We start from the raw sequence: 25,136 nt of genomic DNA on the forward strand, positions 1-25,136 counted from the left end.
AAGAATGAAGATAATTGACAAATATATCCTTAAAAGATATTTAGCCACATTTTTTGTGATGCTGTTTCTGTTTATTCCGATCGGGATTGTTATCGACGTATCTGAAAAGATTAATAAGATTCTTCAGAACAAAGTGCCATTTGTTGAAGTTGCGTTTTATTATCTGAATTTCACGATTTATTTTGCCAATCTCCTTTTTCCGATTTTCTTGTTCCTATCAGTGATTTGGTTTACTTCAAAACTAGCTAACAATACGGAAATTATTGCTATATTAAGTTCGGGAATTTCATTTAGCCGATTCTTACGTCCTTATATTATTGGTGCTACGATTATCTCGGTCTTGGCCTTACTTATGGGATTTTTTATCGTGCCCAAGGCAAGCCAAGGGTTTAATGATTTTAGGTATACTTATTTAAAAGGCAACAATAAAACGAGAGAAACATCGAATGTATACAGAGAAATCAGTCCAGGCGAGTTTATTTATGTCAGTAATTTCAACATCAATTCAAAAACCGCTTTCGATTTCTCGCTGAAGAAATTCAAAGACAACAAGCTTGATTTTAGTATCAATGCTAGTCGTATACACTATAATGAAAAAGATAGCACGTATTCGATGTATAATTATGTAAAAAGAACTTTGGGTACAACAGACGATAGATTAGAAACCGCGGCAAAAAAAGACACGGTTTTTAAATTTGATTTAGAAGATCTGACTCCTGTAATCTATATCGCGGAAACGCTTACTGTAGGCGAATTGAATGATTTTATCAATAAAGAAAGAGAAAGAGGTTCTTCCAATATAAATACCTATCTCGTGGTATTGTATAAAAAATACAGCCTTCCCGTGTCCGCATTTATTCTGACGGTTATTGCCGTAGCCGTATCTTCTATGAAAAGAAGAGGCGGAATGGGAATGAACCTTGCTATCGGAATTGGACTCGCCTTTACCTTTATCTTTTTTGATAAGATTTTCGGAACGTTAGCTGAAAAATCAAGCATACCACCTTTTATAGCCGTTTGGCTTCCTAACTTTGTTTTTGGAATTTTAGCTATATACCTGCTTCGGAATGCAAAAAGATAACAACCTAAAAAGCTATCTAAATCTACATCTGATTGTTTTTATCTGGGGATTCACGGCAATTCTTGGCGAACTGATTACGGTAAAAGAAGAATCGGTTGTCTGGTACAGAATGCTGATGGCCGGAATCTTTATGCTCCTATACGTACTTATCACCAAAAAGCCTTGGCGCATTCCTCGCAAATCGTTTTTCCAGTTGATTGGCGTTGGCTTGCTGATTGCTCTACATTGGATTTTCTTCTTTAAAGCAATAAATGTCTCCAATGTTTCTATTACGCTGGCAGTATTTTCAACAGGCGCATTTTTCGCTTCAATATTAGAACCGATCTTCTTCAATAGAAAAATGCTTTGGTATGAAGTTTTCTTCGGATTGATAATCATCGGCGGACTTTTGATGATCATGCAGGTCGAGACCCGATATATTTTAGGAATGGTGTATGCACTGATTTCAGTTTTCTTAGGCGTCATGTTTACGCTTTTTAACGGAAAATTAATTCGCGAATATGACCCGTCTGTAATTACCCTTTACGAATTTTTTGCAGGCGTCTTTTTTGTATCCCTCTATCTGTTATATGGAAGAAAGTTTACGCCAGAATTTTTTACGGTTTCACTAAACGACTGGATTTTGCTGCTGATTCTTTCTTCAGTATGTACGGCTTATGCTTTTACAGCATCCGTAAACGTAATGAAAAAGCTTACTCCCTATACTGTCATGCTTACGACCAACATGGAACCGGTTTACGGAATCATGCTTGCCTATTTTATTTTAGGAGACAAAGAAAAGATGAGCCCTGCTTTTTATATCGGTGCCCTCATTATCTTGGCAACCGTAATATTGAACGGTATCCTAAAGAATTATAAGTCAAAAAAATCACTGCAAGTTGATTAATAGCAGGTTTCTTTGAAGTTTGTTTTTTAAGACCATAAGGCTTTAAATCTTTTCTAAATAAGCTTTCGTTCTTAAATGAAAATTCTATCTTTGCAGTTCGAACCAAACTAAAAATGCACAAGTCCTATGGAATATTTAGATTTTGAGCTCCCTATAAAAGAACTTGAAGACCAGTTAGACAAATGCCAAGTAATTGGTCAAGAATCAGACATTGACGTATCGAATACTTGCAAGCAGATTGAGAAAAAACTAGAAGAAACTAAGAAAAATATATATAAAAACTTAACCGCTTGGCAGCGTGTACAGTTGTCAAGGCATCCGAGTCGCCCATATACAATGGATCATGTGAATGCATTGTGTGGAGACAGTTTCTTAGAACTTTTTGGAGACAGAAATTTCAAAGACGACAAGGCGATGATTGGTGGTTTGGGTAAAATTGGTGGACAGTCGTTCATGATTGTCGGACAGCAAAAAGGATACAATACCAAAACACGCCAGTACCGTAATTTTGGTATGGCAAACCCAGAAGGTTACCGTAAAGCGTTGCGTTTGATGAAAATGGCAGAGAAATTCGGAATTCCTGTAGTGACTTTGGTAGATACTCCGGGAGCTTATCCAGGTTTAGAAGCCGAAGAAAGAGGCCAAGGAGAAGCTATTGCAAGAAACATCCTTGAAATGATTCGTTTGAAAGTTCCAATCATCACTGTGATTGTTGGAGAAGGAGCTTCAGGTGGTGCATTAGGAATAGGCGTGGGTGATAAAGTATACATGTTAGAAAATACATGGTACTCTGTTATTTCTCCAGAATCCTGTTCTTCCATCTTATGGAGAAGCTGGGAATACAAAGAACAAGCAGCTGAAGCATTAAAACTGACTTCATTTGACATGAAAAAACAAAAGCTGATCGACGATATCATTCCAGAACCGCTAGGCGGCGCTCACTATGATAGAGATACCACGTTCAAATCAGTAGAAAAATACATATTGAAAGGATATAACGAATTAAAAGACTTATCAACAGCTGAATTAGTATCCCAAAGAATGGATAAATACAGCAAAATGGGCGAATTTAAAGAGTAAACCTTACGAAAAGAAGAACTAAATCCGAAGCCCCGTGGTTTCGGATTTTTTTTTGGTTATCAACACAATTTTAATACTTATAAACATACGGTAACTAACAAGTCGAGGGCATTTTTTTTTAATTTTTAGTTACATTCGCATTATGGAAAATCTCAGAAATATAAACCCGATTAAAGTAGACAAAACTACTATAATCAATCTCGAAAAAGGAAAGCTCCCGCCGCAAGCGCTCGACTTGGAGGAAGCTGTCTTGGGCGCGATGATGATTGATAAAAAAGGGGTGGATGAGGTGATCGATATTCTCCAGCCAGATGCCTTTTACAAAGAAGCCCACAAGTATATTTTTGAAGCTATTGTACAGCTTTTCAACGATTCACAGCCGATTGACTTATTAACAGTCTCAGCACAACTTAAAAAGAGTGCAAAACTGGATTTGTCTGGCGGTGATTTTTACTTGATTCAGCTTACGCAAAAAATTTCGTCTTCAGCACATATCGAGTTTCACTCGAGGATTATTCTCCAAAAGTTTATCCAACGAAGCTTGATCAAGATTTCTTCTGAAATTATCGAAGAATCCTATGATGAAACGACAGACGTTTTTGATTTGCTTGATAAAGCCGAATCCAAATTATACGAAGTAACGCAAGGAAACATCAAAAGAAGTTCCGAAACGGCACAAAGCTTGGTGATTCAAGCAAAGAAAAGAATCGAAGAAATTGCAAATAAGGAAGGTCTGAGCGGTGTTGCTACCGGCTTTGAAAAACTAGACAAAGTAACTTCTGGATGGCAGCCGAGTGATTTGATTATTATCGCAGCACGTCCGGGTATGGGTAAGACCGCTTTCGTATTGTCGATGGCAAGAAACATTGCGATTGATTTCGGACATGCTGTCGCTTTGTTCTCTCTAGAGATGTCCTCTGTACAGCTAATTACCCGTCTGATTTCTTCCGAAACCGGACTTTCTTCCGAAAAGCTTCGTACTGGAAAATTAGAAAAACACGAATGGGAGCAGTTGAGTATCAAGGTAAAAAACCTTGAAAAAGCACCCTTGTATATTGATGATACGCCGTCGCTTTCCATTTTTGATTTAAGAGCGAAGGCACGTCGTTTAGCTTCGCAATACGGAATCAAGCTTATCATTGTCGATTACCTTCAGCTGATGACAGCAGGCGGTAATGGAAAAGGTGGAGGAAACCGTGAACAAGAGATTTCTACCATTTCTCGAAACCTGAAAGCATTAGCAAAGGAGCTTAACGTTCCTGTGATTGCACTGTCACAGCTTTCGCGTGCGGTAGAGACACGTGGTTCGAGTAAAAGGCCGTTGCTTTCGGATCTTAGGGAGTCGGGTGCGATTGAGCAGGATGCGGATATCGTTTCGTTTATCTACCGTCCGGAATACTATAAAATTGATGAATGGGATGATGATGAACACTCGCCAACAGAGGGCCAAGCCGAATTTATCATTGCGAAACACAGAAATGGTAGTTTGGAAAACGTAAGGCTGAAATTCATCGGAAATCTCGGTAAGTTCGATAACCTTGACGAATACGGAACCAGCTTTGATGATCTGCCTTCCAAAATGAACATGCAAGACAATCCATTTTTGACAAAAAATCTGCCATCGGCTAACGATGCTTTCGGCAGCAATATGAACAGCGTTGACGATGACAGCGATGTTCCATTCTAGATAAAATCAGAATCCGCTCATTTGGGCGGATTTTTTTATAATTTACTTTCTCAAAAACCGTTATCTTTGAAATAAAAAGTTTAGAATGCCTTTTAGAAAACTATTCCATACACTTCTATTGCTCTTGATTTCCATGCCTTCATGGGCTTCTTTTATTTTGCTTCCGATGGACGAATCGTCGCAACAGAATCATTTAAAAGCCTACGGAATTACCTATTGGTCATTAGATAAGCACTATAAAGTGAGCTGGCTATTGAATTACAGAGGCGGTTCTTTCCTTTTGCCCGATGCGCCAGAAATACGAAAAGAATGCCAGATTCGCGGCGTTAGTTTTGAACTGCTTTCGGACGGACAGGCGAACCAGATTTTAGATGAAATCAGCAGTCCTTCCCAAAATATGGAAACGGTAGTTTTAGAAAAAGCCCCGAAGATTGCCGTATATACGCCAAAAGGCAAACAGCCTTGGGATGATGCCGTTACCTTGGTCTTGACCTATGCCGAAATTCCTTTTACAGCGATTTATGATGAAGAGGTTTTATCAGATGGTTTGCTTTTATACGACTGGCTTCACTTGCACCATGAAGATTTTACAGGACAATACGGTAAGTTTTTTGGAGCCTATAGAAATGCGCCTTGGTACATCGAGCAGAAAAAAGAAGCTGAAGAATTAGCCAAAAAATTAGGCTACAGTAAAGTATCCGAAGAAAAATTAGCTGTGGCAAAAAAGATACGTGATTTTGTGATTGGCGGTGGATTCATGTTTGCCATGTGTTCTGCAACCGACAGTTTTGATATCGCCTTAGCCGCAGAAGGCGTCGATATTTGCGAGCCGATGTTTGACGGTGACGAAAGCGAAGGAAACTACCAGTCTAAAATCGACTACAATAATAGCTTTGCGTTTAAGGATTATATTTTGGAAAGAAACCCTATTGTTTATGAGTTTTCGGATATCGACATGACGCAGAAAAGAAACATCATGCCCGAGAAGGATTATTTCACTTTAATGGATTATTCTGCAAAATGGGACCCGATTCCGAGCATGCTCTGCCAAAACCATACGCAATTAATCAAAGGATTTATGGGACAGACGACTTCTTTTGACAGCGACAGGATTAAGTCTAGCGTTTTGGTCATGGGCGAAAACAAAGTGAATAATGAAGCAAGATACATCCATGGCACGAAAGGAAAAGGAATGTTTACCTATTTTGGCGGACACGATCCAGAAGATTATCAGCATAGAGTAGGCGATGCTCCTACCGTTTTAGACCTTCATCCTAATTCTCCTGGCTATAGGCTTATACTTAACAATGTACTCTTTCCTGCGGCTAGGAAGAAAAAGCTAAAAACCTAGTCAGAGAAGGGAATGAATTATCAAAAAATAATAGAGGAGGTTTTCGAAGAAGCCAAATCCTTTCCGCAAATTGGATATGTCCCTGATACGATTCCAGAGCTGGCAAAAATAGATCCGAATAAATTCGGCATACACCTTACGACTATAAAAGGACAGGATTATGGCATTGGCGACAGCAACGAAAAGTTTTCAATCCAAAGTGTTTCTAAAGCCCTTACCGTAGCATTGGCTTTTTCTTTTTTAGGAGAAGAAACCTGGAAACGGGTAGGCGTGGAACCTTCCGGTACTGCTTTTAATTCTTTAGTTCAGCTTGAATTTGAAAAGGGAATTCCGAGAAATCCTTTTATTAATGCTGGAGCATTGGTCATTGCTGATATGTTGGTGACCCATCTTGAAAATCCGAAAGAAGACCTTTTGGCTTTTATCAGGACGATTTCTGGCACGCAATCCATTGACTTTAATCTAAAAGTCGCACAATCCGAAAAAGATACCGGATTTCGAAATGCGGCATTAGCCAATTTCCTGAAATCTTTTGGGAATATTGAAAACGACGTAGAAACCGTCTTAGATTTCTATTTCCACCAATGCGCTATCGAAATGACTTGTAAAGAACTGGCCCATTCGTTCTATTTCTTTGCAAACGAAGGCAAGACGATAGACGGAAAACAAGTCTTGTCAAAAAGCCATGTCAAACGTTTAAATGCGCTGATGCAAACTTGCGGCTTTTATGACGAATCCGGAGAGTTTACCTATAAGGTTGGCCTTCCGGGAAAAAGTGGCGTCGGCGGCGGTATTGCTGCCTTATTCCCGAAACACTTTACGATTGTTACTTGGAGCCCGCGTCTTAACGAGAAAGGAAATTCAGAATTAGGCATGAATGCTCTGGAGTTGTTTACAACCAAAACAGGAATGTCTATATTTTAATAAAAAATCCCAAGCTGCTGCTTGGGATTTGTACTTTTAAAAAGGAAGCTAACGGTTTAGCTTTTTATAAACTTGATGCTTTTTTGCGTCGTGCCATTTTCTATCTTTAAGACATACGTGCCCAAAGCCAAATCTTTAACATCAATAGCAATTGTGTCCGTGTTGGTAGGTTCTATAGACTTTATTCTTTTTCCTGTCAGATCAAATACGGTAAAATACATCGCTTCTGCAGCATCCAATCCAGAAATATAAAGCTGGTCTTGTGAAGGGTTTGGATACACAGTAAATCCTTTTCCAGAATGCTCTTCAATACTTAACGTTTTATCTCTCTTTGCGATATACGTAAGGCTTTTGCCATTCGGATTGGCCAAGGTAATATTTCCTAAAGTAAAAGTAGGATTCGACGTCTTGCCGCTAAAATAAACCACATTCTGATCTGCCGAAATATCTAAAATCTTGATGTCTCTTGAATTCTCAGCTTCTGTTAATTTATAAAAGTCGCTCGCAGTACCATTAGTGTCAAATTTTACAGAAAATAAGTTCGTATTATAATTGTCGTTCTGGATAAAGAAGTTGTTGCCAAAGTTAATATACGATGTAAAAATGCCCGTTACATGAATGTTATTGCTGTTGTCAATAAACATGCGGCTAAAAAAGTTAGTTCCTATACCCGTGCTAGGCTGCGCATCTGTCGCTATTTTTGCTGCTTTCGCCCAAAGAACATTGCCTGCCGTAGCATATTTTACAAGATATGAGCCATAATTTCCAGGGAAATTTAAAGTGGTGCCGCCAAAGTTTACCGTAGATCGATATAACTGTCCGATAAGATAGACATTATTATTGCTGTCGGTAGCAAGATCCGTCACGATGCTATGCGCGCTAGAATTTGTCGCAGCCGTAGACGCCCAAGACACATTGCCCGTACTGTCGTATTTGGCAATAAATAGATTCGCATTATTCGTGGTAACCGACTTTGTCAGATTGATAGATCCGAAAGAAGTAGCGCGGCAAAAAAACATTCCTGCAACATATACATTTCCAAGATTGTCGACAGCCAAGCCTCTAGGCTGCGTTCCAATTCTATGCGGTTCTTCAATGGTCGCGCTGCCATTATACGTTGACGATTTGAGCCAAATCGCATTTCCGTTCAAATCAAGCTTGGCGACAAAAGTCTTGTCCATATAGGTGACTACAGCGGTATATCCAACACTCGGCGCCGTAATATTATCTAACGTAAAAGTATTTCCTGTATAAGTCCCGGCAAGATACAAGTAGTTGTCCTTATATTTTAGGAGTGCACTCCCGTTATAATTTATCTGTTTGCTCCAAATAACATTACCGTTCAAGTCCAATTTGGCTATAAAGCTCTTGGTTTCATTATTGGGAGTTTGATACGTATTGGTACCGATAGTCATGTCGCCATTAAAATGTCCGGTAATATAAAAATGAGCATTGTTGTCATAAGCGATAGAAGTAATCGCTTCGAATTTTGAACCAGAAAAATGCTTGAGAACCTGAACGTTTCCTTCTGAATCATGCTTGGTAATATACGTATCCTGATAGCCTATTGTTGGATTGCCCAAAATATCGCTGGAATTGTTAATCACCGTTTCTCCAATAGTCAACGTAGCACCGCTAAAAGTGCCGATGTGGTAGCTGTTTTTCTGATTGTCTATAAAAGAACTTGTAATTGCAGCATTGCTGATGTCTTCAAAAGTCTTAGCCCAGACCCATCCTGTATCTTGTGCATGGATAATGGTACTGAAAAATAGAATCAATAAGGTAATTTTCTTCATTATTATTTAATTTTTAGGGAGTTCTTAGGGAATAAATATAAGAATTAATTAAATAATTGAAGAAAAATAAAAACTGCTTAAAGCAACAAAGATGTTGCATTTAAGCAGTTTTATGTATTTTTTAAACTAAACTATCCCGTCTTCATTTTCTTTATCGAGATATTGCTGTACGATTTCGATAGCATTGGTAACGACATCGCTCAAGGCAGTGATAAAAGTGCCTTCGTCTGCGCTGTTTATAGCATGCTTGATAGCTTCGGTTTCTTTCGGGATAATCTCATACGTAATGTCTCTTCCGGATTCTTCGATGCCTTCTAAGATTAGGTTGATGATTTCTTCTTCGGTTCTTCCTCTTAGGTGTTTTTCTTGACGGATGATGATATGATCGAACATTCTTCCCGCAATCATACCACATTCTTTAATATCTTCGTCCCGTCGGTCGCCAACGCCGGCAATGATTCCTATTTTTCTAGTAGCTTCAATATTGTTGAGCAAGTCTTCAATCGCCATATATCCTGACGGATTATGCGCAAAGTCAATCATCACCTTGAATTTTTTAAATTCAAAAATATTCATCCTGCCTGGAGTCTGTGCCACGCTAGGAATAAATGTCTGCAGCGAAAGGCTAATATCTTCCGTTTTGAATCCCCATAAATAAGAAGCCAACGTAGCGGCCAAGACATTCGCAACCATAAATTTGGCTTTTCCGCCCAAGGTCAGTGGAATATGCGCGGCTTTTTCAACGCGTATTTTCCAGTCGCCTTTTTTTATCGTAATGTATCCGTTTTCATAAACGGCCACAATCTTTCCTTCTTTTCCTAATTTCTTGACGAGCGGATTTTCTTCGTCCATACTAAAAAAAGCAACGTTGCATTCTAGTTCCGAAGCAATTTTTACGCACTCGTCGTCATCGGCATTCAAGATGGCCCAGCCGTCTTTTTTCACGCTGCGGACAACTACTTTTTTCACGCGTGCGAGATCCGAAAGCGTATCGATATCGTTCAATCCCAGATGGTCAGAAGAAATATTTGTGATGATTCCAATGTCACAGCGGCTAAAACCTAAACCGGAACGGAGGATTCCGCCACGCGCCGTTTCAAGCACGGCAAATTCTACAGTAGGATCTTTTAAGATGTATTCGGTACTTATCGGTCCCGTCGTATCTCCTTTTTCGAGCATGTGATTTTGGATGTAGATTCCGTCCGAAGTCGTAAATCCTACTTTATATCCGTTGTTTTTTACGATATGCGCCAGAAGACGCGTTGTCGTTGTCTTTCCATTTGTTCCCGTAACAGCAATAATCGGAATGCGGCTTGGTTTTCCTGGAGGATACAACATATCGATTACAGGAGAAGCCACATTTCTTGGCAATCCTTCGGATGGAGCTAAGTGCATCCTAAAACCAGGAGCGGCATTCACTTCTAAGATAACGCCACCGTTTTCATTCAGCGGCTGTGTCAAGTTCTCTGCCATAATATCGATACCGCAAATATCCAGTCCGATGACTCTTGAAATTCGTTCGGCCAAGAAAATATTTTCAGGATGCATCATATCTGTAACATCTACAGACGTTCCTCCTGTGCTTAAGTTGGCAGTCGATTTTAGATATACGATTTCTCCTTTTCTCGGAACGGTTTCTAACGTATAATTCATCTTTGCCAGCAAATCTGTAGTATCTCGGTCAACGGTAATCTCTGTTAATACGTTTTCATGGCCATAGCCTCTTCTTGGGTCGAGATTTTCAGTATCAATCAGTTGCTGTATCGTGCTTGTTCCATTTCCTTTTACGTGTGCAGGAACTCTCTGCGCGGCAGCAACAATCTTGTTGTCGATAACCAATACGCGGAAGTCGAAACCCGTCACAAATTTTTCTACGATAACACGACGGCTGTATTTTTGTGCATAAATCAGTCCTTCTTTGGCATCTTGAAGATTCATCACGTTAATTGAAGCTCCTTTGCCATGATTTCCGTCCAACGGTTTGATGACAATCGGAAAGCCTATCTTTTTGATTGTTTCTTCTAAACCTTCTTCATCTACGCAGATATCGCCTTTGGCTACAGGAATCGAAGCATTGTCCAGCATACGCTTGGTTTCTTCTTTATTGCAGGCAATATCTACCGCAATACTGCTGGTTTTGCAGGTAATGGTGGCTTGAAAACGCATCTGGTTGATTCCATAGCCCAATTGTACTAATGAATTGGTTCCCAAACGAATCCACGGTATATCTCTTGCAACAGCTTCTTCCACAATACTTCCGGTACTAGGCCCTAAACGGACGCGTTCTCTGATTTCTCGCATTTTCTGGATGTCGGTTTCCAGATCATATTCCGTTCCCGCAATCAGCGCTTCGGCAATAGCCACGGCAGACTCGGCTGCAAACAGCCCTACATTTTCTTCGGTATAGCTAAAAACAACATTATAGACTCCCGGAGTTTTTGTCTCGCGGGTTCTTCCGAATCCCGTTTCCATTCCTGCCAGTGTTTGGATTTCTAAAGCAATATGCTCAATAACATGGCCCATCCATGTACCCCTTTCGATGCGCATAAAAAAACCTCCGGGAACTCCTTCGGAACAGCGATGTTCGTACATAGTAGGAAACATGGCTTCAATTCTTTCTTTAAAACCGTCGATCTTGTTGGTCGGATATTGTTCCATTTCCTCAAGATCCAAACGCATCTGGATTAGTTTTTTTCTTTGAACGCTCCAAATGTTAGGTCCTCGCAAGGCTTGTATCTTTAGTATTTTCATAAATGATGGGTTAGTTTTATTGTAAATTATTAATTTACAGCCGTTTATATTTAGTTGTCGAAATCTGTATGCTGCAAGCTATATATTTTTTAGAAATTTAGTTAAAAAAATTATAATACGACTGTACTAAAATAATTTTTTTAAAATATCAATCAATTTTTTTTTAATTCTTTAGAACAAGACTAGCGTAAAAACGGAATTGTAAAAAGTTAGAATAAAACTCCCCAGATTAATTGTGTTTTTTAAGTTTTTGGTTATTTTTACCGAATTCACATACCATTTGAAATGAATATAAAAGGAAAATTAATGATTATTGGTGGTGCTGTAGATAAAGGAAGTTTTACAGAAGCCAGTTTTGATGCCAATGTGGCCAACAATTTGAATTTCTTCGAGACGGGGATATTAAAAAGGCTGCTGATTGAATCAAAACACAAAGAAAAGTCAAGAATTGAAGTCGTAACCACAGCGTCAAAAATACCAAGAGAAGTAGGCCCAGAATATGTAAAGGCATTGCAATACCTGAATGCCACCAACGTTGATGTGCTCCACATCGAAAAAAGAGAGCAGGCTACGGAACCTGAAGTCTTGCAGCGATTACGAGAAGCCGATGTCGTGATGTTTACCGGAGGCGACCAGCTACGACTAACATCAATTTTAGGAGGCACAGAATTTCATGATATCTTATTAGATAAATACAGAAACGAAGAATTTTTATATGCAGGAACTTCTGCAGGAGCGGCTGCAGCTTCAACCAATATGATCTATCAAGGAAGCAGCTCTGAAGCTTTGCTAAAAGGCGAAGTGAAGATTACAAGCGGACTCGGACTGATAGACGACGTGATTATCGATACGCATTTTGTGCAGAGAGGAAGAATCGGACGATTGTTTCAGGCGGTTGTAGGAAATCCTAAAGTATTAGGAATTGGTTTAGGAGAAGATACCGGTCTGCTTATTATTGATAACAAGATGGAAGCCATAGGCTCTGGATTGGTAATCTTAGTAGACGGACGCCAGATTAAAGATACCAATCTGACGCAGATTGAATTAGGACAGCCCGTTTCTATCAACAATCTGATTGTTCACGTGATGAGCAAATACGATACGTATGATTTGAAAACCAACAAAATGCACATCCAATCTTCGCAATACGTTTAAAGACATGAAAATTATCATTCACGGTGGTTTTTTTTCGGAATCTTCCACAAGTCAGGAAACTAAGGTTGCCAAGCAAAATGCATTGTTGCGCATTGCGAAAGATGCACATGCTTTTTTAAAAACACATTCTGCTTTAGAAACGGCCGTGTATGCCGTTTCGCTTTTAGAAGACGACAAGCTGTTTAATGCAGGCATCGGCTCTCAGATACAAAGCGACGGAAAGATACGCATGAGCGCTTCTTTGATGGACGGCTTTGCGCACAAGATGAGCGGCGTTATTAATATCGAAGAAGTAAAAAACCCGATTCAGGTTGCCAAGATTCTACTGGATTATGACGATAAAGTTTTAGGCGGAAGCGGCGCGACCAATTTTGCACGGAAGCACGGTTTTGAGGCATTTTCTACCGAAATTCCACAACGACGTGCAGAATACGAAGCCAAATTGCAATCATTAGGCACCGGAACTGTAGGCTGCGTAGCATTAGACAGCGACGGAAAAATTGCCGTAGCGACATCAACAGGAGGAAAGGGATTTGAAATTCCAGGAAGAATATCAGATTCTGCTACTGTTGCCGGAAACTATGCCAATGAATTCTGCGGGGTGAGCCTTACAGGCGTAGGTGAAGATATTGTTAGCGGCGCCGTTGCGGCCAAGATCGTAACCCGCGTGACCGATGGCTTTTCTTTAAAAGAAGCGTTTGAAAAAACATTCAACGAGCTAAAACCTTTTGATGGTTTTGCAGGAGCTATTGCTATTGATAAAGACGGAAACATTTTTCATCAAGATTCGCACCCAAGCATGGTGTTTGCCAGCTTTGATGGTGTGAATGAGGAAGTTTTTAATTAGACACACATAAGAATAATGGTAAGTATTGAAATCAAAAGAGTTGATTTAAACAGTATTAATTTACTGCAAGAAATTGGCAGACAAACCTTTTTAGAAACGTTTTCAGAGACAAATACCTCCGAAAACATGAATAAATATCTAGAAGATGGTTTTTCTTTAGATAAGTTGACTGCAGAACTTAATAGTAAAAATTCAGAATTTTATTTCGCAGAACTTAACAACGAGATAATAGGTTATTTAAAAATAAATTTCGGAGAATCTCAAACAGAACTAAAAGACGATAAGGCTCTTGAAATTGAGCGTATTTATGTTTTAAAAGATTTTCATGGAAAAAAGGTCGGCCAGTTGCTTTATGACAAAGCAATAGAGGTTGCTTCGCAAACTAATGCTGACTATGTTTGGTTAGGAGTATGGGAAGAAAACCCAAGAGCAATAAGTTTTTATAAGAAAAATGGTTTTGTTGAATTTGATAAACACATTTTTAAGTTAGGAGATGATGAACAGACGGATATAATGATGAAATTAGAATTAAAAAATAATAACTAGCAAGATCCTGTAATTGATTTACTGTAAACTTCTCCTAGTTGCCTATATTTAAACGAAAACGTAAGTTTATATTAGATTTTGGCTACGATATAATTTCGCCTTTATACTTGCTCACTATGCTATAAAATGGGTAGATACCTTTTTATTTTTCTCTAAACTACCAAAATTTTAATCAAGCACTCTATTTCTATACGAATGCTGTATGACATCTGTCAAATTTTATATAGAAAAAATGTTTCTCTTTATAACATCTAGAAAATTATTCTAACATTTCACACATACTAACAGAAAATAGTTATTGTAGTATAACATTGAGTAAATTCTTCTAGCATTTCACAGATACTGACAGAAAAAAGTTATTGTAGTACAGCATTGAGTAGAATCTTTTAGCATTTCATAGATGCTGACAGAATCTACCAAATGCAGTACAGTATTCTTCAGATGCTGACAGATAAATATTTTTCCAAACAGCATAAAGCGAATTCCATATAGCAATTTACAAATGCAGGTAGTAATAAATAGTTTCAAACTGCATAAGACAGATTCCGTATAGCAATTTGTAGATGTAGACTGAAAAAGAGGTTTTTCTGCTAGCAACGGATAAATTCTGTCAGCATAAAGTTATTGCAATACAGAACCGATTAGATTCCTTTGTAAGTTTTGAGTTTTTATCTCAATGTCTTGTTACTGCTAGCGTAACGTTTGTTGCCGAGAAAATAAAAAGCATATTTTATCCCAGTAAAAGAATACATCAGAAACACAATTTGTTTATATTTATCCGAACTTTATATCGGTTACTAACATTTTATACATTACGATTATGATACACGACGACATGCCACACAAAAAAATCCACCAAGGCCGAAACATCAAGCGCTTTCGCGAAATGCTAGGCATCAAGCAAGAAGCATTGGCTTTTGAACTGGGCGACGACTGGAACCAAAAGAAAATTTCGCTACTAGAACAAAAAGAAACCGTAGAAAAAGACATACTAGCTCAAGTGGCTAAAATCTTAAAAGTACCTACAGAAGCTTTTGAAAATTTTGACGAAGAACAAGCAATCAATATTATAGCAAACACTTTTCACGATAGCGCTGTTGCCAATACTTTTACCGAAGGAGCGCAGGCAAATTTTCACTGTACTTTCAATCCCCTTGATAAAATGGTAGAGCTTTACGAACGTATGCTACAGCAGCAAAAAGAAATGATTGATAAATTAGAAAAACTAATTCAAAAGAAATAAACAAACAGAGTAAATGAGAAAAATAGTTTTTATCTTTTTCGCAGGCTTGACTTTTCAAGTAAACGCACAAAACTTATTTCCTGTAAAACTAGACAACTGTAAGACTGAAAAGTTTTGCCTTGACTGTGGTGACACGAAAGCCGGTTATGACGAACAAGAGTTTGCAAAATTGCAAGACAAACTAAATAAAGAATTAAAATTAGAAGGAATTAAAGGTGCTGCAAAATTTCAAGTACTTGTTGATTCGAAAGGTAGGGCTTGTGTTTTGAGTCATACAGATCAATCCAAAAACTCAATTTCTTCAAAAATTATTGAAGAACTTAATAAATTTAAAAAATGGACACCCGCAATAACCGCAGGAAAAAAGGAGGAAAAATCATCAATTAATTTAATTTTTACAGTTAATGAAAATAAAATTATTGGAAAGATTGAACGAGTTGATATGACATCTTTTAAAAAATCATTTGACAATCCTAAAAGTCCCGAAATATTTAATAAAACCTATGATTATAAAAACCAGAATTTAAAAAATTACAAAATAACGGTTTGGAATTCGAAAAACTCAAATCTTCCGGATAATATGAATGACGATATCACAATAGACAAAAACGGATTGATATGGTTAACTTTAGATGAAGGGCTTGTGACTTTTGATGGTAAAAATTTTAAAAATGCGGAACAAAATATAACAGACAAAGGGAAATCCTTTTCTTATTATGCAATTGCATCGGATAATGATAATGTGAAATGGGTTTACGGAAAAAAAAATATTTATAGTTTTGACAATTCAAAATGGACTATGTATGACCCAAAAGAAATTGGAATTGACGGGGCTTATAAAATTATAAATAATTCCAAAACGAGCGAAGTATTTTTCTGTTCAGATGAAGGATTGACAATCTACAAGAACGGAAAATGGTCAAATATTAATAAAGATAAGATTAAAGAATTTCCGTCAAACAGAGTGACTTTTGCTAAAAGAGATTCAAAAAACAGAATTTGGATTGGTACTTTTAGTGGAACTGTAATGATTGATGAAAACGGAAAAGCAACCAATTTTGAAACTACTAAAACAGTTTTAAAAGGCAAGTGTATTACTTCAATGGATGAAGATGAAAACGGCAATCTTTATTTTTCGCTTTTTGAATTTGATAGAAAGGAAAAAGGAAAAGTGAATAATGATGAAGGTATTGCTGTGAGAGATTCTGATGGAACTTTCAAACAGTTTACTACTGAAAATTCAGGGATGCCATTCAATCATACCAACTGTGTTGTTTATGACAAAAGCGAAAAAGTTCTTTGGATTTCAACAGATAGAGCCGGATTAGTACGATATGATCTTAAAGACGGATGGGAAAATTATCATAACGAAAATTCCGAAATTCCAACTTCTTACATTTCTACAATGACTCTTGACGAAAATGGGAATTTATATTTAGCAACAAGACAAGGGTTAGTAAAAATTGAAAGAAAATAAAATACAGCCACTAACAAGAGTTTTGTAGGGTAAAACCGGAAAGTTTAACGGTAATTATACAGAAAAGCATCCCATAATAGGATGCTTTTTTGATTGATGCGTACGTTAATGCTCGCTTTTTGATTGATGATTGTTGTTGCAATCTTCCCTATGGCAGCAATGCCGGTTTTGAAATTTTTCGGGAACAAAAGCTTTTAGGCTGGCAAAAGTCAGTATTGCGATGGCTAAAGCGAGTAAAAATTTTGGTTTTCTTCTCATGCTGTGTTTTAATTAAAGTTGTTCTGTTGTTTTATTTCGGTTTCTGCAACTTCTATTTTCAAACCTTTTCTTGAAAGAATCGTATTCTTCGTCATTCATGTTTCTAATCTTATCGGCGAAAGCAAAACGATGTCCACCAAATCTTTCATTTCCGAAGGCGCGTCTGTCAAAACGTCTTCGGCTTAAAAGCATTATAATTCCTCCGATAATTAGAAAGGTAATGACTAACTGAAAAGCAAAAAATGCCAAGGCTCCGATTAGTATTCCGATTGCGATTGATCTTAAAATTGATTTCATCTTTTTAATTTTGATTGTTATTTAGTAAGGAAGACGCTGCTGATGGATTTTTACTTTAAATACATTCAAAAAAAAAACCACCAGCTAAAAACTGATGGCTTATGTTGGCGAGATATTATCTTTTGAACCGTTCTTTCCATTCGTTCCTAAAGTTGATCCGTTCTTCTCTCGACATGTTCATGAATTTTTCTCTGAATCTCGGATGGGCAAACGGCCCTCGATTTCTTCTTGGGCCACATTTAAAACCTCCAAAAAGTATTCGTGACAAGATTAAAAGTCCGAGCGCTTGCCAATAGGTGAGGGCAGAAACGGCTGCGATATCCGGGAGAATGGCATTCCATAAAAACATTACTACGGCACCCAGAGCAAATAATCCGGCAATTATGAATAAAAAGAAAGGCTTTCTTCTCCTGTTTCTTCTGTTTGATCGTTCCATCTTTATAGTTTTAATAATTTAATTCTTGGTATAAATAGTTGAGTTTCTTTCTTAGGTATTTGACGGCATAGCCTTTTCGGCTAATGATGGTCTTGATGTTTTCGTTGGTTTGGTCGGCAATTTCCTGCAATGTGAGGTCTTCGATTTCATTGAGTATAAAAACCTGTTTCTGGTTTTCGGGCAGCTCGTCTAACGCTTTGAGCAGTTCTGACCAAAAGAGTTCTTTAAAAAGAGCCAAGTCTGGATTTTCGGAATCGTCTAAAAGCAGGATTTCTTTAAACGAAAATTCACCTTCGTCGTTCTCATAAGAATAATTCTCCAGCGCTTCGGGTTTCTTTTTTCGATATAAATCTGTGATTTTGTTTTTGGCAACCTGAAACAGCCAGCCGCTCATGCTTTCGATATCGTCGATGTTTGAAAAATTGCTAAGCTGATACCATACTTCTTGCAGCACGTCTTCGGCATCTTCAGAACTGTTTACCTTTCCGCGAACGAAAGAGGTCAGTCCTTTTCCGAATTTGCTGACGGTGCTAGAAATTGTATTTTTAGGTTTTTCCTCCATAGTTAGGCTTGTCTCCGCTTTCATGATAGGGAAGACGAACGAGACATAAAATTACTTTAAAATATCCTGCGTTTTTTTAAATCGAGATATTTTGGCGATTTCTTAGGTTTCTTTTTAAACGGGATTGTTTTGAATTCCGTAAATTTGAATACACAAATGAAGCACGATGGCTGTAATTCCGAAAAAAATATTGGCAAGGCAAAACGAGATTACTGCCGATTTCTTAAAAGAAATCGACAAGCATCTGCTGGATATTCTGGAAGGAAGGGCTACAGAAATGTTTGAAATTCGAGATCTTGCCGCGCAATTGTTTATCCATCCCACACATCTTAGCAATACCATAAAGCTGGTTACCGGAAAAGCACCTTGCTTTTTCTTTGAAGAAAAGATCATGGTTATTGCCAAATCGATGATTAAAGAGAACAAGCTTTCGATTGGGCAGATTGCCACGCTGCTCACTTTTGATCCTTCTAATTTTACAAAATTCTTTAAACGATTCTCCGGACTTACTCCTAAACAATACCGAGAGCAGATGATGCAAGAAAAGTTTTCTTTAAAAACGGAAGCTGTCACCATTTAATCTGAAACAGTCACCATATTTTTAAAGTGCCTTCGCGCTAACTTTGTACCATCAAAACAATTAAAATTTAGAGAAATGGACAAAACAAATAAGATAGCAGTTATAACAGGCGCCAATAGAGGACTGGGAAGAAACATGGCTTTGGAACTCGCGAAATCAGGAAATGATATCGTGGTGGTGTATCGAAACAATAAAGAAGAGGCAGAAGCTGTCGTAAAAGAGATAGAAGCTATCGGAACTAAAGCGGTTTCGCTGCAGTTGGATGTAGCCAATACAAAATCGTTTGCTGATTTTTACGAACGACTTTCCGCAGCATTAGCAGCCAACTGGAACCGTACTACTTTTGATTTTCTAGTGAATAATGCCGGAATTGATGCCCACTCTTTGTTTGCCGATACTACAGAAGAGGATTTTGACAACCTGATGAATGTGCATTTTAAAGGTGTTTATTTCCTTACGCAAAAAGGATTGCCTTTTATTGCCGACAACGGCAGGATTGTAAACGTTTCAACAGGATTGACACGATTTGCTACGCCAGGTTATGCAGCGTATGCTTCGATGAAAGGTGCTATTGAGGTTTTTACAAAATACCTTGCGAAAGAATTAGGTAATAGAAAGATTACGGCGAATATGGTAGCGCCCGGAATTATTGAAACCGATTTTACAAAAAGGGCCTTTGAATCACATCCAGGCTTGAACGAATACATGTCGTCAATAACTTCTTTAGGAAGGGTAGGGCAGCCAACCGACATCGGCGGCATAGTTGCCTTTCTTTGTTCTGAAAAAGCGGGATGGATTACGGCGCAACGAATTGAAGCTTCTGGCGGAATGTTCTTGTAATATATAATTCAACAAAAAAAGCCTGACGATTATCGTCAGGCTTTTTTTGTTTTAGTCTAGTGGCATTTCTGTAGAAATGGCTATGCGGTTCCAGGCATTGATGGTCGTGATCATCATGATGATGGCTGCGAGGTATTCTTCGTCAAACAATCTTTTGGCGTTGTCGTAAGTTTCTTTTGACACGTGATTTTGAATCAACGTAACCTCTTCTGTCAGGGCAAGAATAGCTTGTTCTTCTTCGGTATAAAGTTTTGTTTCTCTCCAAGCGTTCAGCAGATAGATTCTTTGTTCTGTTTCGCCTAGTTTGCGGGCATCTCTCGTGTGCATGTTGATACAGTAGGCACAACCGTTGATTTGAGAAGCGCGGATTTTGATAAGTTCTTTATGGGTTGGAGTTAAAGAAGTAGAAGCAATGAATTTTTCTAATGCCATCATGGCTTTATACGCTTCTGGAGTTGTTTTCAGGATGTTTACTCTGGTTTCCATTTTGATGTGTTTTAAAGTTCATGACAAAGTTCTGCAACCTCAGTCGTAAAAAACTTAAACTACTTTAAGAAATGAAATCAGGCTTTTCCCGCTCGAATCTTGCTCATGAATTCGGGCGTAAAGTCAAGGTAGGTGGCAAGCATATATTGTGGCACGCGCTGTACAAATTCTGGGAAATTCTTGTTGAAATGATGGTAGCTTTCTTCGGCCGTCATTGTAAAAAGATATTTGATACGCATCTGTGCGGCGCCTAATGATTTCTGGAATGTTAGTCTGAAATACTTTTCGAGCTTGGGAAGTTGGGAAAGCAATTCGTCTAATGAATTTTTGTCTATCGAAATAACCTCAGAGTTTTCTACAGCCTGTATAAAATAGTTGGAAGGAGTTTGGCCCAGAAAACCCAGATAGTCGGCAATCCACCAGTTTTCGATTCCGAATTGGAGCGTCTGTTCATTTCCTTTGGTGTTAAGGGTATAGATGCGAAGGCAACCTTTCAGGATATAATATTGCTTGTGGACGGTTTGTCCTTCTTCGACTAGATGTTTTTTCTTTTTTACCGTTTCATATTCGAAATAGGAGGAGACGATTGCTGCTTCCGAATCATCCAGATTAACAGTCTTCCTGATATGTGTAATTAGCCGATCCATAAAACAAATATAATACATAACAAAAAAACCACCTCTTTCGAGATGGTTTCTTTATGGTAAGTAAGACAAATAGATTTATAAAACGTTTATTTTACTTTATTAAGTATTGCTTTGAAAGCTTCTGGGTGGTTCATCGCTAAATCTGCAAGAACTTTTCTGTTCAATTCGATTCCGTTAGCTTTTACTTTCCCCATGAATTGAGAATAAGACATTCCTTCCAATCTAGCTCCAGCGTTGATACGTTGAATCCATAATGCACGGAAATTTCTTTTGTTCTGCTTTCTATCGCGGTAAGCATAAACCATGGCTTTCTCCACCGCGTTTTTAGCAACTGTCCAAACGTTTTTACGTCTACCAAAGAAACCTTTGGCTTGCTTCATTATCTTTTTTCTTCTTGCTCTTTTAGCAACTGAATTTACTGATCTTGGCATAATTTTAATGTGTTTTTGTAGCAGGCGTCCTGAATTTAATCAAAGGAACTTAAAGCCATACTCCAAGGTTATTTAAATGTTTTTTAACCTAAAGATTATCGATAGTCTAATGTGGTAAAGTCTAAAGTAAAAAGTCAGGGACTTTCGACTTTAAGACTTTCTAACTTTTGACTATTAGATAATTCTTAATTGTTGTTTGATGCTTTTCTCATCAGTCTTGTGAACAAGAGTTGAGTGAGTTAAAGCCAATTTACGCTTTTTAGACTTTTTAGTCAAGATATGACTTTTAAAAGCGTGCTTTCTTTTAATCTTTCCAGAACCAGTAACTTTAAAACGTTTCTTGGCGCTAGATTTGGTTTTCATTTTAGGCATCTTTTCCTAGTGTATTTAATTTGTCTTACTTACTATTTTTGCTTTAAGCTATATGCTTTACGCTTTAGGCTTACTGCCTATTGCTTGGTGCGTATTGCCTAAATTATTTCTTCTTCTTCGGAGCAATGAACATAATCATTCTCTTTCCTTCTAACACAGGCAAAGCTTCTACTTTCCCGTATTCCTCTAAATCCTGAGCCAAACGCAATAAAAGAATTTGTCCTTGATCTTTATAGATAATCGAACGGCCTTTGAAGAAAACAAAAGCTTTCAGTTTAGAACCTTCTTTTAGGAACTTCTCTGCATTCTTTCTTTTGAATTCATAATCGTGCTCATCCGTTTGCGGACCAAAACGAATCTCTTTTACTGTAATTTGAGTAGATTTTGCTTTCAACTCCTTTTCACGCTTTTTCTGCATGTAAAGGAATTTTTTATAATCCATGATTTTACAAACTGGAGGTTCGGCATTTGGAGAAATCTCGACCAAGTCAAGTTCCTGCTCTTCTGCCATCCTTAAAGCTTCTGATGTCTTGTAGACTTTCGGCTCAACGTTATCTCCAACAAGGCGCACTTCTGGAACACGAATCAAATTGTTAATCCTGTGTGCGTCTTTTTTTTCTACTCGAGGCTGGTAACCTCTGTTGTTTCTTATTGCTATGGCTCTAAAATTTTAAGTTAAACTGTAAATGTTTTTAATGTCTTTTTTATTTCTTCATTGACAATAGAAGCGAATTCTTCAATTGTAACGCTGATATTTCCTTTTCCTTCTTGACCATGACGGCGTACAGAAATGGTTCCGTTTTTCTCCTCTTCCTCGCCGACAATCAGCATAAACGGGTACTTTTGAACTTCAGCTTCTCTGATTTTTTTACCAATCGTTTCGTTTCTGTTGTCAATTAGGGCGCGAATTTCGTGATTTTCTAGCAAATCTAAAACTTTTTTGGCATAATTTTCATATTTCTCGCTCAAAGACAATATAATAGCCTGTTCTGGCATCAGCCAAATTGGGAAATTTCCTGCCGTATGTTCTAATAAGATAGCTATAAATCGTTCCATCGATCCAAAAGGCGCTCTGTGAATCATTACCGGACGGTGCAATTCATTGTCTGAACCCTTGTAAGTCAGGTCGAAACGTTCTGGCAAGTTGTAATCTACTTGGATAGTTCCTAATTGCCACTGTCTTCCTAAGGCATCTTTTACCATAAAGTCAAGCTTCGGTCCGTAGAAAGCAGCTTCGCCGTATTCAACAACCGTATTCAGGCCTTTGTCTTTTGCGGCATTGATAATCGCATTTTCTGCTTTCTCCCAGTTTTCGTCAGAACCGATATATTTCTCTCTATTCTCTTGGTCTCTCAAGGAAATCTGAGCTGTAAAGTTTTCAAATCCTAAAGAACCGAATACATATAATACAAGGTCGATTACTTTTTTGAATTCTTCGTCCAATTGTTCTGGAGTACAGAAGATATGCGCATCATCCTGAGTAAATCCACGAACACGAGTCAAGCCATGAAGCTCTCCTGATTGCTCATATCTATATACGGTACCGAATTCAGCATAACGCTTCGGCAAATCTTTATACGACCAAGGTCTTACGTTGAAAATCTCACAGTGGTGAGGGCAGTTCATTGGTTTCAATAAAAATTCTTCACCTTCAGCTGGCGTATGAATTGGCTGGAAACTATCTGCGCCATATTTTTCGTAATGTCCAGAAGTCACATACAATTCTTTTTGTCCGATATGTGGTGTTACCACTTGTTCGTAGCCTGCTTTCTTTTGTGCTTTTTTTAAGAATTGCTCTAGTCGGTCTCTCAAAGCAGCGCCTTTCGGCAACCATAACGGAAGACCTTGTCCCACTTTTTGTGAGAAAGCGAACAATTCAAGTTCTTTTCCTAGTTTTCTATGGTCGCGTCTTTTGGCTTCTTCTAGCAACTCAAGATAATCAGTCAAGTCTTTTTGCTTAGGGAAAGAGATTCCGTAAACACGAGTCAGCTGCTTGTTCTTTTCATCACCTCTCCAGTAAGCACCAGCAACGCTCATGATTTTCATGGCCTTGATGATTCCTGTGTTCGGAATGTGTCCACCGCGGCATAAATCAAAAAAGTTAGCATGGTCACAAAACGTAATGGTTCCATCTTCAAGATTAGAGATCAATTCTGTTTTGTATTCGTTATCCTTATATATATCCAAAGCTTCCGCTTTAGAAACTGGACGCATTTTAAACTCATATTTTCCTCTTGAAATCTCTAAAACGCGATCTTCAATTCTTTTGAAGTCGGCTTCAGTGATTTTCTGGTCGACAAAATCTACATCATAATAGAATCCATTATCAATCGCTGGCCCTAAAGTCAGTTTGATTCCAGGAAACAATTCTTCCAAAGCTTGTGCCATGACGTGAGAAGTAGAATGCCAAAAAGCTTTTTTGCCATCTTTGTCATTCCATGTATATAATATGAGTGACCCGTCGGTCGTCAGTTCGGTTGCGGTTTCCACAGTAGTTCCATTGAAAGAAGCGGAAATAACATTTCTTGCCAATCCTTCACTAATGCTTTTTGCGACATCCATCGGAGTTGTGCCTTGCGCAAACTCTTTAACTGACCCATCGGGTAACGTAATCTTTATCATCGTATAAAATTTATGACCGCAAATATAGAAGTTTCTCAAAACACATACAATATATATGTATACTATAAATTCATAATACCTTATATATATTAAGCATAAAAGCTTTTTCTGCTACTAAATCACTTAGCATTTCATAAGCTGGTTGTTTTTAAGGGATAGTAAGAGGGCGTGTTATGGGTATAATAGCAGGATTTGTAAAGCTTGTATTTGTTGCAAGGTCTGTCAATCTAAAAAAGGTTAAAAAAACTTTTTGAATCAAGAATCTGCTTTCCAGTAAGTTAAGTTTTGATTTAAGAAAACATCAAAAAAAAGTTATCAAAAAGCTTGCGAAAGCAGAAAAAGGTGCTACTTTTGCACCCGCATTGAAAGCGAAGTTCATAAGTAAATACTGACAGAAAGTAAGTTTAAAAAGAAAATAAAATTTCTAAAAATAAATTTGCAAGAAAGAAAAAAAGATTTTACTTTTGCACCCGCAATTACGGCGAAGTTCTTTTGAAATATTGATGATAAGAATAGAGAAAATAAATTTAAAAAATATTTTAAAAAAAGCTTGTCAGAAATAAAAAAGGATTTTACCTTTGCGCCCCGCAACAGTGAGGATTCATTGAAATATTGAGTAAGAATTTTAAAAGTAAAAAAGAAATTAAATTTCTAAAAAAAACTTTTCAAAAGACTTGCGAGATAATAAAATAATCGTACTTTTGCACCCGCTTCGAGAGAGGCGAAAGAATAGAAGAACACGTTCATAGACATATTGGATTGACAGCAGTTTCGGCAGCGA

At 37.8% G+C, this 25,136-nt stretch carries 24 protein-coding genes; 13 read left to right on the forward strand and 11 right to left on the reverse strand.

The annotated features are described in order from the left end of the window. Positions 1 to 4: 4 nt before the first annotated feature. The 6 genes from GGR22_RS16655 (at position 5) to GGR22_RS16680 (ending at position 7,009) form a co-directional block, all read left to right on the forward strand. Positions 5 to 1,081 carry an LptF/LptG family permease gene (locus GGR22_RS16655; protein ID WP_182494565.1) on the forward strand — a complete coding sequence of 359 codons (1,077 nt, stop codon included), beginning with the start codon at positions 5 to 7 and terminating at the stop codon, positions 1,079 to 1,081. Next, complete coding sequence (locus GGR22_RS16660) at positions 1,068 to 1,967, forward strand: DMT family transporter (protein WP_182494566.1); 900 nt, start codon at positions 1,068 to 1,070, stop codon at positions 1,965 to 1,967. The genes GGR22_RS16655 and GGR22_RS16660 overlap by 14 nt, the downstream gene beginning before the upstream one ends. A gap of 126 nt (positions 1,968 to 2,093) precedes the next feature. Then, positions 2,094 to 3,047, forward strand: a complete 954-nt coding sequence (locus GGR22_RS16665) for an acetyl-CoA carboxylase carboxyltransferase subunit alpha (protein ID WP_121377506.1) — start codon at positions 2,094 to 2,096, stop codon at positions 3,045 to 3,047. A gap of 142 nt (positions 3,048 to 3,189) precedes the next feature. Then, positions 3,190 to 4,734 carry a replicative DNA helicase gene (gene dnaB / locus GGR22_RS16670; RefSeq protein WP_121377505.1) on the forward strand — a complete coding sequence of 515 codons (1,545 nt, stop codon included), beginning with the start codon at positions 3,190 to 3,192 and terminating at the stop codon, positions 4,732 to 4,734. An 85-nt stretch (positions 4,735 to 4,819) separates the two neighbouring features. Beyond that, positions 4,820 to 6,085, forward strand: a complete 1,266-nt coding sequence (locus tag GGR22_RS16675) for an asparagine synthetase B (RefSeq protein ID WP_121377504.1) — start codon at positions 4,820 to 4,822, stop codon at positions 6,083 to 6,085. Between the two features lie 12 nt (positions 6,086 to 6,097). Then, entirely contained in the window at positions 6,098 to 7,009 is a 912-nt protein-coding gene (locus tag GGR22_RS16680; protein WP_121377503.1) for a glutaminase, read from the forward strand. A 56-nt stretch (positions 7,010 to 7,065) separates the two neighbouring features. On the opposite strand, the gene GGR22_RS16685 is transcribed toward GGR22_RS16680, so the two are convergent. Both GGR22_RS16685 and cphA read right to left on the reverse strand, forming a co-directional pair. After that, positions 7,066 to 8,805: a T9SS type A sorting domain-containing protein gene (locus GGR22_RS16685; RefSeq protein ID WP_182494567.1), complete on the reverse strand. Its 1,740-nt coding sequence runs from the start codon at positions 8,803 to 8,805 to the stop codon at positions 7,066 to 7,068. A 126-nt stretch (positions 8,806 to 8,931) separates the two neighbouring features. Then, positions 8,932 to 11,556: a cyanophycin synthetase gene (gene cphA / locus GGR22_RS16690; protein WP_121377501.1), complete on the reverse strand. Its 2,625-nt coding sequence runs from the start codon at positions 11,554 to 11,556 to the stop codon at positions 8,932 to 8,934. A 285-nt stretch (positions 11,557 to 11,841) separates the two neighbouring features. Here cphA and GGR22_RS16695 point away from each other — a divergent pair, with 285 nt between their 5' ends. The 5 genes from GGR22_RS16695 to GGR22_RS16715 all read left to right on the forward strand — a co-directional run bounded on the left by GGR22_RS16695 (position 11,842) and on the right by GGR22_RS16715 (position 16,824). After that, on the forward strand, positions 11,842 to 12,711 hold the full coding sequence (locus tag GGR22_RS16695) for a cyanophycinase (RefSeq protein WP_121377500.1): 870 nt from the start codon (positions 11,842 to 11,844) through the stop codon (positions 12,709 to 12,711). Positions 12,712 to 12,715: 4 nt separating this feature from the next. Beyond that, positions 12,716 to 13,558: an isoaspartyl peptidase/L-asparaginase gene (locus GGR22_RS16700; RefSeq protein ID WP_182494568.1), complete on the forward strand. Its 843-nt coding sequence runs from the start codon at positions 12,716 to 12,718 to the stop codon at positions 13,556 to 13,558. A gap of 15 nt (positions 13,559 to 13,573) precedes the next feature. After that, positions 13,574 to 14,104: a GNAT family N-acetyltransferase gene (locus GGR22_RS16705; RefSeq protein WP_121377498.1), complete on the forward strand. Its 531-nt coding sequence runs from the start codon at positions 13,574 to 13,576 to the stop codon at positions 14,102 to 14,104. An 820-nt stretch (positions 14,105 to 14,924) separates the two neighbouring features. Then, positions 14,925 to 15,347, forward strand: coding sequence for a helix-turn-helix domain-containing protein (locus GGR22_RS16710; RefSeq protein ID WP_182494569.1), 423 nt, complete (start codon positions 14,925 to 14,927; stop codon positions 15,345 to 15,347). 13 nt (positions 15,348 to 15,360) lie between these two features. Beyond that, positions 15,361 to 16,824: a ligand-binding sensor domain-containing protein gene (locus tag GGR22_RS16715; protein ID WP_182494570.1), complete on the forward strand. Its 1,464-nt coding sequence runs from the start codon at positions 15,361 to 15,363 to the stop codon at positions 16,822 to 16,824. Positions 16,825 to 17,094: 270 nt separating this feature from the next. Here GGR22_RS16715 and GGR22_RS16720 read toward each other — a convergent pair whose 3' ends face one another. From GGR22_RS16720 to GGR22_RS16730, 3 genes are all read right to left on the reverse strand, one after another. Then, positions 17,095 to 17,379: a hypothetical protein gene (locus GGR22_RS16720; protein ID WP_182494571.1), complete on the reverse strand. Its 285-nt coding sequence runs from the start codon at positions 17,377 to 17,379 to the stop codon at positions 17,095 to 17,097. A 115-nt stretch (positions 17,380 to 17,494) separates the two neighbouring features. Next, a complete protein-coding gene (locus GGR22_RS16725; protein ID WP_182494572.1) occupies positions 17,495 to 17,815 on the reverse strand; it encodes a hypothetical protein in 321 nt (106 codons plus the stop codon). Positions 17,816 to 17,825: 10 nt separating this feature from the next. After that, positions 17,826 to 18,401 (reverse strand): RNA polymerase sigma factor, encoded by a 576-nt coding sequence (locus GGR22_RS16730; RefSeq protein WP_246336978.1) that lies wholly within the window; start codon positions 18,399 to 18,401, stop codon positions 17,826 to 17,828. A gap of 142 nt (positions 18,402 to 18,543) precedes the next feature. Between GGR22_RS16730 and GGR22_RS16735 the strand changes: the two genes are divergently transcribed. After that, a complete protein-coding gene (locus GGR22_RS16735) occupies positions 18,544 to 18,957 on the forward strand; it encodes a helix-turn-helix domain-containing protein (protein WP_182494573.1) in 414 nt (137 codons plus the stop codon). A 75-nt stretch (positions 18,958 to 19,032) separates the two neighbouring features. After that, positions 19,033 to 19,797, forward strand: coding sequence for an SDR family NAD(P)-dependent oxidoreductase (locus GGR22_RS16740; protein ID WP_182494574.1), 765 nt, complete (start codon positions 19,033 to 19,035; stop codon positions 19,795 to 19,797). 51 nt (positions 19,798 to 19,848) lie between these two features. On the opposite strand, the gene GGR22_RS16745 is transcribed toward GGR22_RS16740, so the two are convergent. The 6 genes from GGR22_RS16745 to thrS all read right to left on the reverse strand — a co-directional run bounded on the left by GGR22_RS16745 (position 19,849) and on the right by thrS (position 24,355). Beyond that, a complete protein-coding gene (locus GGR22_RS16745; RefSeq protein WP_182494575.1) occupies positions 19,849 to 20,283 on the reverse strand; it encodes a carboxymuconolactone decarboxylase family protein in 435 nt (144 codons plus the stop codon). Between the two features lie 77 nt (positions 20,284 to 20,360). Beyond that, entirely contained in the window at positions 20,361 to 20,930 is a 570-nt protein-coding gene (locus GGR22_RS16750) for a Crp/Fnr family transcriptional regulator (RefSeq protein ID WP_182494576.1), read from the reverse strand. An 86-nt stretch (positions 20,931 to 21,016) separates the two neighbouring features. Next, a complete protein-coding gene (gene rplT, locus GGR22_RS16755) occupies positions 21,017 to 21,361 on the reverse strand; it encodes a 50S ribosomal protein L20 (RefSeq protein ID WP_121377491.1) in 345 nt (114 codons plus the stop codon). Positions 21,362 to 21,535: 174 nt separating this feature from the next. Continuing rightward, entirely contained in the window at positions 21,536 to 21,733 is a 198-nt protein-coding gene (gene rpmI, locus GGR22_RS16760; RefSeq protein WP_091398482.1) for a 50S ribosomal protein L35, read from the reverse strand. A 103-nt stretch (positions 21,734 to 21,836) separates the two neighbouring features. Further along, positions 21,837 to 22,391, reverse strand: a complete 555-nt coding sequence (gene infC, locus GGR22_RS16765) for a translation initiation factor IF-3 (RefSeq protein WP_379730629.1) — start codon at positions 22,389 to 22,391, stop codon at positions 21,837 to 21,839. Positions 22,392 to 22,408: 17 nt separating this feature from the next. After that, positions 22,409 to 24,355 (reverse strand): threonine--tRNA ligase, encoded by a 1,947-nt coding sequence (gene thrS / locus GGR22_RS16770; RefSeq protein ID WP_182494577.1) that lies wholly within the window; start codon positions 24,353 to 24,355, stop codon positions 22,409 to 22,411. Positions 24,356 to 25,136 lie beyond the last annotated feature (781 nt).

The organism is Flavobacterium gossypii, from assembly GCF_014138495.1.
Taxonomy (GTDB): domain Bacteria; phylum Bacteroidota; class Bacteroidia; order Flavobacteriales; family Flavobacteriaceae; genus Flavobacterium; species Flavobacterium endophyticum.

Excerpts from the sequence above, each read along its gene's own strand:
- GGR22_RS16720 (WP_182494571.1), bottom strand. The coding sequence starts at position 17,379 with ATGAAATCAATTTTAAGATCAATCGCAATCGGAATACTAATCGGAGCC.
- GGR22_RS16685 (WP_182494567.1), bottom strand. The coding sequence starts at position 8,805 with ATGAAGAAAATTACCTTATTGATTCTATTTTTCAGTACCATTATCCAT.
- GGR22_RS16675 (WP_121377504.1), top strand. The coding sequence starts at position 4,820 with ATGCCTTTTAGAAAACTATTCCATACACTTCTATTGCTCTTGATTTCC.
- GGR22_RS16745 (WP_182494575.1), bottom strand. The coding sequence starts at position 20,283 with ATGGAAACCAGAGTAAACATCCTGAAAACAACTCCAGAAGCGTATAAA.
- dnaB (WP_121377505.1), top strand. The coding sequence starts at position 3,190 with ATGGAAAATCTCAGAAATATAAACCCGATTAAAGTAGACAAAACTACT.
- GGR22_RS16700 (WP_182494568.1), top strand. The coding sequence starts at position 12,716 with ATGAAAATTATCATTCACGGTGGTTTTTTTTCGGAATCTTCCACAAGT.
- GGR22_RS16730 (WP_246336978.1), bottom strand. The coding sequence starts at position 18,401 with ATGAAAGCGGAGACAAGCCTAACTATGGAGGAAAAACCTAAAAATACA.
- GGR22_RS16725 (WP_182494572.1), bottom strand. The coding sequence starts at position 17,815 with ATGGAACGATCAAACAGAAGAAACAGGAGAAGAAAGCCTTTCTTTTTA.
- GGR22_RS16740 (WP_182494574.1), top strand. The coding sequence starts at position 19,033 with ATGGACAAAACAAATAAGATAGCAGTTATAACAGGCGCCAATAGAGGA.
- GGR22_RS16750 (WP_182494576.1), bottom strand. The coding sequence starts at position 20,930 with ATGGATCGGCTAATTACACATATCAGGAAGACTGTTAATCTGGATGAT.
- GGR22_RS16710 (WP_182494569.1), top strand. The coding sequence starts at position 14,925 with ATGATACACGACGACATGCCACACAAAAAAATCCACCAAGGCCGAAAC.
- thrS (WP_182494577.1), bottom strand. The coding sequence starts at position 24,355 with ATGATAAAGATTACGTTACCCGATGGGTCAGTTAAAGAGTTTGCGCAA.
- GGR22_RS16680 (WP_121377503.1), top strand. The coding sequence starts at position 6,098 with ATGAATTATCAAAAAATAATAGAGGAGGTTTTCGAAGAAGCCAAATCC.
- GGR22_RS16735 (WP_182494573.1), top strand. The coding sequence starts at position 18,544 with ATGGCTGTAATTCCGAAAAAAATATTGGCAAGGCAAAACGAGATTACT.
- GGR22_RS16715 (WP_182494570.1), top strand. The coding sequence starts at position 15,361 with ATGAGAAAAATAGTTTTTATCTTTTTCGCAGGCTTGACTTTTCAAGTA.
- cphA (WP_121377501.1), bottom strand. The coding sequence starts at position 11,556 with ATGAAAATACTAAAGATACAAGCCTTGCGAGGACCTAACATTTGGAGC.
- rpmI (WP_091398482.1), bottom strand. The coding sequence starts at position 21,733 with ATGCCTAAAATGAAAACCAAATCTAGCGCCAAGAAACGTTTTAAAGTT.
- GGR22_RS16695 (WP_121377500.1), top strand. The coding sequence starts at position 11,842 with ATGAATATAAAAGGAAAATTAATGATTATTGGTGGTGCTGTAGATAAA.
- GGR22_RS16665 (WP_121377506.1), top strand. The coding sequence starts at position 2,094 with ATGGAATATTTAGATTTTGAGCTCCCTATAAAAGAACTTGAAGACCAG.
- rplT (WP_121377491.1), bottom strand. The coding sequence starts at position 21,361 with ATGCCAAGATCAGTAAATTCAGTTGCTAAAAGAGCAAGAAGAAAAAAG.
- GGR22_RS16655 (WP_182494565.1), top strand. The coding sequence starts at position 5 with ATGAAGATAATTGACAAATATATCCTTAAAAGATATTTAGCCACATTT.
- GGR22_RS16705 (WP_121377498.1), top strand. The coding sequence starts at position 13,574 with ATGGTAAGTATTGAAATCAAAAGAGTTGATTTAAACAGTATTAATTTA.
- GGR22_RS16660 (WP_182494566.1), top strand. The coding sequence starts at position 1,068 with ATGCAAAAAGATAACAACCTAAAAAGCTATCTAAATCTACATCTGATT.